At 66.7% G+C, this 7,981-nt stretch carries 11 protein-coding genes; 5 read left to right on the plus strand and 6 right to left on the minus strand.

All coding sequences use genetic code 11. The annotated features are described in order from the left end of the window. Positions 1 to 138: 138 nt before the first annotated feature. The 3 genes from AC14A7_RS03190 to AC14A7_RS03200 form a co-directional block, all read right to left on the minus strand. Positions 139 to 237: a 30S ribosomal protein bS22 gene (locus AC14A7_RS03190; protein WP_003792170.1), complete on the minus strand. Its 99-nt coding sequence runs from the start codon at positions 235 to 237 to the stop codon at positions 139 to 141. Between the two features lie 85 nt (positions 238 to 322). Next, positions 323 to 517, minus strand: a complete 195-nt coding sequence (locus AC14A7_RS03195) for a helix-turn-helix domain-containing protein (RefSeq protein ID WP_484006439.1) — start codon at positions 515 to 517, stop codon at positions 323 to 325. An 87-nt stretch (positions 518 to 604) separates the two neighbouring features. Beyond that, the gene (locus AC14A7_RS03200; RefSeq protein ID WP_484006440.1) at positions 605 to 1,075 is read right to left on the minus strand and encodes an ArsR/SmtB family transcription factor; all 471 of its coding nucleotides are present in this window, start codon (positions 1,073 to 1,075) and stop codon (positions 605 to 607) included. 71 nt (positions 1,076 to 1,146) lie between these two features. On the opposite strand from AC14A7_RS03200, the gene AC14A7_RS03205 reads away from it, so the two are divergent. Continuing rightward, positions 1,147 to 2,571: a TrkH family potassium uptake protein gene (locus AC14A7_RS03205; RefSeq protein ID WP_484006441.1), complete on the plus strand. Its 1,425-nt coding sequence runs from the start codon at positions 1,147 to 1,149 to the stop codon at positions 2,569 to 2,571. Beyond that, positions 2,564 to 3,235, plus strand: a complete 672-nt coding sequence (locus AC14A7_RS03210) for a potassium channel family protein (protein ID WP_484006442.1) — start codon at positions 2,564 to 2,566, stop codon at positions 3,233 to 3,235. The genes AC14A7_RS03205 and AC14A7_RS03210 overlap by 8 nt, the downstream gene beginning before the upstream one ends. Before the next feature lie 47 nt (positions 3,236 to 3,282). Here the strand turns inward: AC14A7_RS03210 and AC14A7_RS03215 are convergent, their stop codons facing one another. Both AC14A7_RS03215 and proC read right to left on the minus strand, forming a co-directional pair. Further along, the gene (locus AC14A7_RS03215) at positions 3,283 to 3,687 is read right to left on the minus strand and encodes a hypothetical protein (RefSeq protein ID WP_484006443.1); all 405 of its coding nucleotides are present in this window, start codon (positions 3,685 to 3,687) and stop codon (positions 3,283 to 3,285) included. Positions 3,688 to 3,767: 80 nt separating this feature from the next. Further along, complete coding sequence (gene proC / locus AC14A7_RS03220) at positions 3,768 to 4,577, minus strand: pyrroline-5-carboxylate reductase (RefSeq protein WP_484006444.1); 810 nt, start codon at positions 4,575 to 4,577, stop codon at positions 3,768 to 3,770. Between the two features lie 22 nt (positions 4,578 to 4,599). On the opposite strand from proC, the gene AC14A7_RS03225 reads away from it, so the two are divergent. Next, the gene (locus AC14A7_RS03225) at positions 4,600 to 5,559 is read left to right on the plus strand and encodes a cation diffusion facilitator family transporter (protein ID WP_484006445.1); all 960 of its coding nucleotides are present in this window, start codon (positions 4,600 to 4,602) and stop codon (positions 5,557 to 5,559) included. 91 nt (positions 5,560 to 5,650) lie between these two features. Here AC14A7_RS03225 and tadA read toward each other — a convergent pair whose 3' ends face one another. Continuing rightward, complete coding sequence (gene tadA / locus AC14A7_RS03230; protein WP_484006448.1) at positions 5,651 to 6,082, minus strand: tRNA adenosine(34) deaminase TadA; 432 nt, start codon at positions 6,080 to 6,082, stop codon at positions 5,651 to 5,653. 38 nt (positions 6,083 to 6,120) lie between these two features. Here tadA and upp point away from each other — a divergent pair, with 38 nt between their 5' ends. Both upp and AC14A7_RS03240 read left to right on the plus strand, forming a co-directional pair. Continuing rightward, complete coding sequence (gene upp / locus AC14A7_RS03235; protein ID WP_484006446.1) at positions 6,121 to 6,753, plus strand: uracil phosphoribosyltransferase; 633 nt, start codon at positions 6,121 to 6,123, stop codon at positions 6,751 to 6,753. A 352-nt stretch (positions 6,754 to 7,105) separates the two neighbouring features. After that, positions 7,106 to 7,825, plus strand: coding sequence for a winged helix-turn-helix domain-containing protein (locus tag AC14A7_RS03240; protein WP_484006447.1), 720 nt, complete (start codon positions 7,106 to 7,108; stop codon positions 7,823 to 7,825). Positions 7,826 to 7,981: the final 156 nt, after the last annotated feature.

Here is a 7,981-nt window from a genome sequence, read left to right on the forward strand (position 1 = left end):
GGCGCTCGTGCGGCTGCGGGCTAGCGCGATCGCACCGCGTGGACTCCGTCATTTCGGAAGGGGGCGGGCGTCAAACGCGGGGGTTAAATACAGAAGCGCCCAAGCCAGGCGGCCGGGCGCTTCCTTCAAGAAGTACTTCTACTTCTTGTTGCGACGCTGGTGACGAGTCTTGCGAAGCAGCTTGCGGTGCTTCTTCTTCGCCATACGCTTGCGGCGCTTCTTGATTACTGAACCCATGGGTACCTCGCTGGTTGCTGGATGGACCTGAGAACGGTCCGAATACAGAACCGTGGAAAAAGGACTCGGCGAGTCTACCGCACTCTCAGCCCACGTCTGAGATAGGGGTCTGGATGACGGCCTCGACGGCCGTCTCCGGAATGCGGAACGAGCGCCCGAAACGGATGGCAGGCAGGTCGCCGGAGTGCACCATCCGGTAGACCGTCATGGTGGACACGCGCATCATCTCGGCCACTTCGGCGACAGTGAGAAAGCGCACGTCGGCAAGATCGCGTGCCATGGGTGCTCCTGTCGCCGGGTGAAGCACTCGTTACGGATGTGACTGGAGTGCTAGAACGCAACAATAGGGGCTGGTGTGACTCGGCGTCTAGGCCTTGTCGTCGGCCTTCTTCTTGCCGATCCGCGGCAGTTTCGCGGCGACCTTCTCTGTCGCGGATGCCGCAACGGCCCGCGCCTGATGCGTGCCGTCGGCGATGCGGCGGCCCAGCGTCTCCCCGACCTCGGTGCCAGACCATGCGGCGAACGCCGCGGAGCCGATCGCGCCATCGGCGTGCGCAGCGTCGCCGAGAAAATCGCCAACCCAGCGCTCGATCTCGTGAAGGGGCTCCGACTCGAGTCGGTAGGGGTGGTGTTGGCCATCGGTGCGCACCGAGACGAGCCCGTGCTCCTTGAGCTTCTGGAGGTGCTTCGAGACCGTCGGCTGGCTGAGCCCGAGCCGCTCGACGAGCTCGCTCACGCTCAGCTCGCCGTTGGGAGCTCCGTGGATGCGCCGCTCGAGCAGCGTCGCGAGCAGCTCTCTGCGGGTCGTGTCGGCAAGCACGTCGAAGATGTCGGCCATGGCAACAGGCTACCGACCACCGGTGGGTACTACCATTGCGACGTTAACGCACGAGCGGCCAGGAGATGATGATGCGCACGAAGCCGGTGGCGCAGGTCGGGGTGCTCGGCCGCATCCGCGACGGCATCGATGCCTTCGTCGCCGCCACACCGGCACGGTTCGCCATCGCGATCTTCGGCGGGCTCGTGCTCGTGTTCACCCTGCTCTTCTCCCTGCCGGTCGCCACGGCGAGCGGGGAGCGCGCTCCCCTCGTCGACGCGCTGTTCACCGCGGTCTCGGTCATCTGCGTCACGGGCCTCTCGACCGTCGACATGGCGACGTACTGGTCGCCGTTCGGTCACGTGCTCATCTTCGTCGGCGTGCAGATCGGCGGCGTGGGTGTGCTGACCGTCGCGTCGATCCTCGGACTCGTCATCAGCCGCCGACTCGGCCTGCGTCAGAAGCTCCTCGCCGCCGGCGACTCCAACCCGCTGCGCATTCGCAAGGGCCCGATCTCGGAGGGGCAGGCCGTGCGGCTCGGCGAGACAGGCAGCCTGCTCGTGACGGTCGCAGTCAGCATGATGGCGATCGAGGCCGCCATCTCGATCATGCTCTTTCCGCGGATGCTCATCGAGGGCGTACCACTGTGGGATGCCGTCTGGCAGTCGATCTACATCTCCGCGATGGCCTTCACCAACACGGGCTTCCTGCCCATGGCCGACGGGCTTCTCCCCTACGCGACCGACGTCTGGTTCCTCGGAGCGATCATGCTCGGTGTGACCTTCGGGGCCATCGGCTTCCCAGTGATCTTCGTGCTCTCGCGCAACCTTCGTCGCCCGCACCGGTGGTCGCTGCACGTGAAGCTCACGATCTTCACATCCGCCGTGCTGCTCGTCGGCGGGGCGCTGGCGTACTTCGTGCTCGAGTTCAACAACCCGGCAACCTTCAAAGACCTCGACGCGGGGCAGCGGGTGCTGCAGAGCTTCTTCATCTCGTCGATGGCGCGGTCGGGCGGCTTCAGCACGATCGACATGGCGAGCCTCGACAGCTCGAGCCTCCTCGTCACCGACATGCTGATGTTCATCGGCGGTGGCTCGGCGTCAACCGCCGGCGGAATCAAGGTCACCACCCTCGCTGTGCTGTTCCTCGCCGCCTTCGCCGAAGCCAAGGGCCAGGACGAGATGGAGGCGTACGACCGCCGCATCCCGCAGGACGTGCTTCGACTGGCTGTCAGCGTCGTGCTCTGGGGGGCGACGCTGGTGGCGACCGTCAGCATCATCCTCATGCTCATCACCGACGAGCAGCTCGACTACGTGCTGTTCGACGTCATCAGCGCATTCGCAACCTGCGGGCTTACAACAGGATTCACCGCGAGCGCCTCCGAGCCCGCCCAGTATGTGCTTGCCGCCACGATGTTCCTCGGCCGGCTCGGTACAGTGACACTCGCGGCGGCACTCGCGGCGAGCCAGAAGCGCCAGTTGTTCAGAAGAGCAGAAGAGAGGCCCATCGTTGGTTGACAAAATCCCTCACGACGCACCCGTGCTCGTCATCGGCCTCGGCCGGTTCGGCGCGGCGACGGCAGGGCAGCTCGACCGCCTCGACCGCGAGGTGCTCGCCGTCGACGAGGACTCTGGGCTCGTGCAGAAGTGGTCGGAGCGCGTGACCCACGCGGTGCAGGCAGACGCCCGCTCCATCGACGCCCTTCGCCAGATCGGCGCCCAGGACTTCGCCATCGCGGTCGTCGCCGTCGGCTCGAGTGTCGAGTCGAGCGTGCTCATCACGGCGAATCTCGTCGACCTCAAGATTCCGCAGATCTGGGCGAAGGCGGTGAGCCAGTCGCACGGCAAGATCCTGTCGCGCATCGGCGCGAACCACGTGATCTACCCGGAGGCCGAGGCCGGCGAGCGCGTCGCCCACCTTGTCTCCGGCCGCATGATCGACTTCATCGAGTTCGACGACGACTTCGCCCTCGTCAAGATGTACCCGCCGAAGGCGATCCGCGGTATCCCGCTTTCCGACTCGCACGTTCGGCAGAAGTACGGCGTCACCGTCGTCGGCGTGAAGTCGCCGGGCAAGGACTTCACCTACGCGACCGCGGAGACCGTGATCTCCAACCACGACCTCATCATCGTCAGCGGCAACTCCTCCGACATCGAGAAGTTCGCGAGCCTGCAGAGCTAGGCAGGGTGGGGGCAACGCTCGGGTTGCGACGCCCCCACCTGCTTCTCCTACTCGCCGTCGGAATCCGAGTCGGAGTCGGTGCCGCTGTCTCCGCCGCGATCGCCTCGCCGATCCGGGCCGTCAGGACGCGCGCCATCACCGCGCGGTCCGGCCTGCGCCCCGGGGAAGCCCTCGTGCATACCGGCCTCGCCGCCGGGCAGGCCGCCCTGGGCGATTCCGAGCGGCGCGCGATCGGGAAGGGCTACGCCAACCGCGACCCCTCCGCCGAACAGGAGTGCCGCGGCGACGACACTGCCGCCGACGATTCCGGCGAGAGCGAGGCCGCCAAGGCCACGCCTTCCTGTGGTTGGCGTCGGCGCGGTCGCGGGTGTCGCTGCGCCCTCGGCGAGCGGGGTGGTCGGCTCGGTCGCCGTCGATTCGACGGGAGCGTCCTGATCCTCTTTCCTGGCCATGCTGTCCTCCGTTTGTCATGGATGCGTGCTGCATCCGATGACCACACGCTGACAGCGCGGCCTATGGCATTCCTATGCGTCTAACGGGAGTCGTCCGCCAGCTCGCGAGCGCGCGCCAGTGCCGCGTCTGTTGCCAGGTCGAACAGGCCGGAGAGGTCGGCCTCCTCCAGCACGGCGATCGCGCGCTCCGTCGTGCCCTTGGGGCTTGTCACGCGGCGGCGCAGCTCGCGCGGTCCTGCATCCGACTGGGCGAGGAGCTCTGTCGCGCCCCGGAACGTGCCCTCGACCATGACCCGCGCCTCTTCCTCGGTGAAGCCCTTGTTGAGCGCCGTCTTGGTGAGCTGCTCGATGAGGAAGTACACATAGGCGGGCCCAGACCCGGAGATGGTGCTGAGCTCGTCGAGCTTCGACTCCGGAACCACGAGCACCTGCCCGACCGTCTCGAACAGCGCGACGGCGATCGCGAGCTCCTCTGGTGTCGTGCGGGTGCCCGCTGAGACACCCGTGACACCGAGACCGACGAGGGATGGCGTGTTCGGCATCGCCCGAATGACCGACGCGGCGACGATCGCCTCCATCGTCGCGACCGTGACACCCGCGGCGACGCTGACCACGATCGCGTCGTCAGAGAGCACCGGCGCGATCTCGCGAAGGAGGTCGGCGACCATGAGCGGCTTGACCCCGACGAGCACGACGCGTGCTCCAGCGGCAGCGGTGCGGTTCGCATCCGGGTCGGTCTCGGTGGATGTCGCCCCCTCGATCTCCGCAGCCGACGCGGCAGAGCGCGTGGTGACCCGCACATCCGCCCCCTGTGCCCGCAGGCCGCTGAGGATCGCGCCGCCCATGGAGCCGGCTCCGAGTATGGCGATGGGGGGAAGAGTGACGGTCATGTGAGCATTCTAAGATTGGGCAATGAGCGCATCCGGCGGTAACAAGGCAATTCTCGCGGCACTGGGTGCGAACCTCGGTATCGCAATCGCGAAGTTCATCGGCTTCCTCGTCTCCGGCTCGAGCGCAATGCTCGCCGAGAGCGTGCACTCCGTTGCCGACACGAGCAACCAGGCACTGCTGCTGCTCGGCGGCCGCAAGTCGCGCAAGAAGGCGGATGCGACGCACCCGTTCGGGTTCGGCCGGGAGCGCTACGTCTACGCGTTCGTCGTCTCCATCATCCTGTTCTCCATCGGCGGCGTCTTCTCGCTCTACGAGGGCATCGAGAAGTTCTCGCACCCGCACGAGCTCGAGATGCCCATCGTGCCGATCGTCATCCTCATCGTGGCCATCGGCCTCGAGTCGTTCTCCTTCCGCACCGCGATCGTCGAGTCGAACCACGTGCGCGGCAAGCAGGGCTGGATCGCCTTCATCCGCCACGCGAAGGCGCCGGAGCTTCCCGTCGTGCTGCTCGAGGACTTCGCCGCTCTCATCGGCCTCGTTCTCGCCCTTGGCGGCGTCGGCCTCACGGTGATCACCGGCGACCCGATCTTCGACGCCATCGGCACGATCTGCATCGGTGTGCTGCTCGTGCTCGTGGCCATCGTGCTCGGCATCGAGACCAAGAGCCTGCTCGTCGGCGAAGGCGCGAATGCTGCCGACACGGAGAAGATCCGGGATGCCATCAACGCGCACCGCGACGTCGAGGCCCTCATCCACATGAAGACCCTCTACCTCGGCCCGGACGAGATGCTCGTCGGTGCGAAGGTGGCGTTCGGCCGCGCCAAGAAGCTCGCGGATGTCGCTGCCTCCATCAACGCGGTCGAGACGGCCATCCGCGAGGCCGTTCCCGTCGCGCGCGTGATCTACATCGAGCCAGATGTCTACGTTGCCACGAGCGCGACGCCGACGACCGACGCGATCGTCATCAGGGCCGCCGACTAACTACCTCCTCGCTCACCGCTCCAGCTGTGACCTCGACCCGCACGCTACAACTGGGGCCCTCAGCCCATAGCTGGAGCTGCGGCGGGAGAAGTCAGCGGCGCTCGGCGAAGAACTGCTTGAGGATCGCCTCCGACTCGTCGGCCAGCACGCCGGCGTAGACCTCGACGCGGTGCGGGAGGCGGCGGTCGCGCAGCAGGTCGTAGACGGATCCCGCGGCACCCGCCTTCTCATCCCACGCCCCGAAGACGACGACCGGCACCCGCGCCTGCAGGATCGCGCCGGCACACATCGGGCACGGCTCGAGGGTGACAATGAGAGTGGTGTTCTCGAGGTGCCAGCTGCCCGTCGCAGCGGCCGCCTGACGCAAGGCGAGGATCTCGGCGTGGGCCGTCGGATCGTGGAGCAGCTCGCGCTCGTTGCGTCCTCGGCCGATCGTGGTGCCCGTCGCATCGACGACGAGGGCCGCGACGGGAACGTCGCCGTGCTCGGTGGCCTGCCTGGCGCTCTCGAGGGCCTGCAGCATCCATTCGGTGTGTAGGGCGTTCACGGTACCCTGAGCCTATGCGAGTCCACGTTGCCGACCACCCTCTCGTCGCCCACAAGATCACGCTGCTGCGTGACGAGCGCACCAACTCCGCAACGTTCCGTGCCCTCGCAGAAGAGCTCGTCATCCTCATCGGCTACGAGGCGACGAAGCAGCTCAAGACAGAGACGGTGTCGGTCACGACGCCCGTGACCGAGACAACGGGTCAGAAGCTCAGCGAGCCGCTGCCGCTCGTCGTTCCCATCCTTCGCGCCGGTCTCGGACTTCTCGAAGGGATGCTGCGCCTCCTCCCGACGGCAGAGGTCGGATTCCTCGGCATGGTTCGCAACGAGGAGACGCTGGAGCCGACGGTCTACTCCGAGCGCCTGCCGAAAGACATCGTCGGCCGCCAGGCGATCGTCATCGACCCCATGCTCGCCACCGGCGGCTCGCTCATCGTCGCCCTGCAGTACCTCTTCGACCGCGGCGTCGACCAGATCACCGCCGTCTGCCTCATCGGAGCGCCAGAGGGCATCGCCGCCGTCGAGGAGTGGGTCGGCGACCGCGATGTCACCCTCGTGCTCGCCTCGCTCGACGAGAAGCTCAACGAGGTCGGCTACATCGTTCCAGGGCTCGGCGACGCGGGCGACCGGCTGTACGGCGGGGTCTAGCGGGGTACCCGCCGGCCGAGACGGCCGACGGCGCTAGCCAGCGCGAGACGACACGAAAGTGTCGTCTCTCCGAGCGCAGGCGCGCGGGTTGACAAATCTTGCGTCCATGCAAGATAGTTGTGGCATGACTGTGATCGCATCCACCTCCCTTGAGGTCGTCGCGCCCGCCGTCATGTGTTGTCGAATGTGTTCCTAACGGTTCATTCCGTTCGGGCATGACTCTCAATCCTTGAGCCATGCCCCGGCTGTCCTCCTTTCATTGCGGATCTCAGCCCACACCGACAACTAAACCCCGAAGGCATCGCACCCTCATCATCAGAGGTCCTTCACACTTCACAAGGATTGATCCACCATGTCGCTTGCAACCATCGACCGCTCCACCCCCTCCATCGCCGACGATTTCGCCGCAGCAGCACCGCGCCCCGTCGCTGACACCACTCCGTCGCAGCCCGGCCGACTTCGCGCCGTGTCGGCCGGCACCGAGGCCCGCGGCTTCGTGCTGTACGTCGGTGTCGACGAGCTCAAGGCCCTCGAGGCCGGCACCGACCTCGGTGCCATCGTCGAGCAGCTGAAGGCCCTCGCCAAGCAGCTCGTGCCGTCGTCAGAGACCTACGCCGCCGTCGCCCTCGCGCCCCAGGGCGCTGGCGGACGCGATGTGGATGTCGTGCGCCTCGCCCTGCAGGACCCATCGGCGCTCGCCAAGCACCGCAACACCCCAGAGCCAGAGACCCCCGTCAAGGGCGGTGTCATCATCGACATCTCGCGCAAGCGCGTGCTGCTCGACAACGAGTCGGCTCCGCTCACCTACAAGGAGTTCGAGCTGCTGCAGTACCTCGTGCTTCGCGAGGGGCGCACCATCGACCGTAGCGAGCTCATCAGCTCGCTCTGGGGCCAGGACGAGGATGACGCTCCCAACGAGCGCACCATCGACGTGCACGTGCGCCGCCTCCGCTCCAAGCTCGGCGCCTACGAGGACATCGTGCGCACCGTGCGCGGAGTCGGCTACCGCTTCGACCGTCACGCCGACGTGTCGATCCGCCAGGCGACGACCCCCTCGCCCGACTTCTTCTGAGTTGCGAGTTCAGCACCGTCGACGTGTGTCGCACGGTGCGCAACTCGCAAGCCTCGGCTACCCGGGGCGGCGGTCCGTGGTGTTCAACACCGTGAGCGCAGAACAGCGGCCGCATCGGGAAGCATTCCCGCGCTCAGAAGGTTGCTTGCACCATGA

The sequence above is a fragment of the Conyzicola sp. genome, from assembly GCF_057073975.1.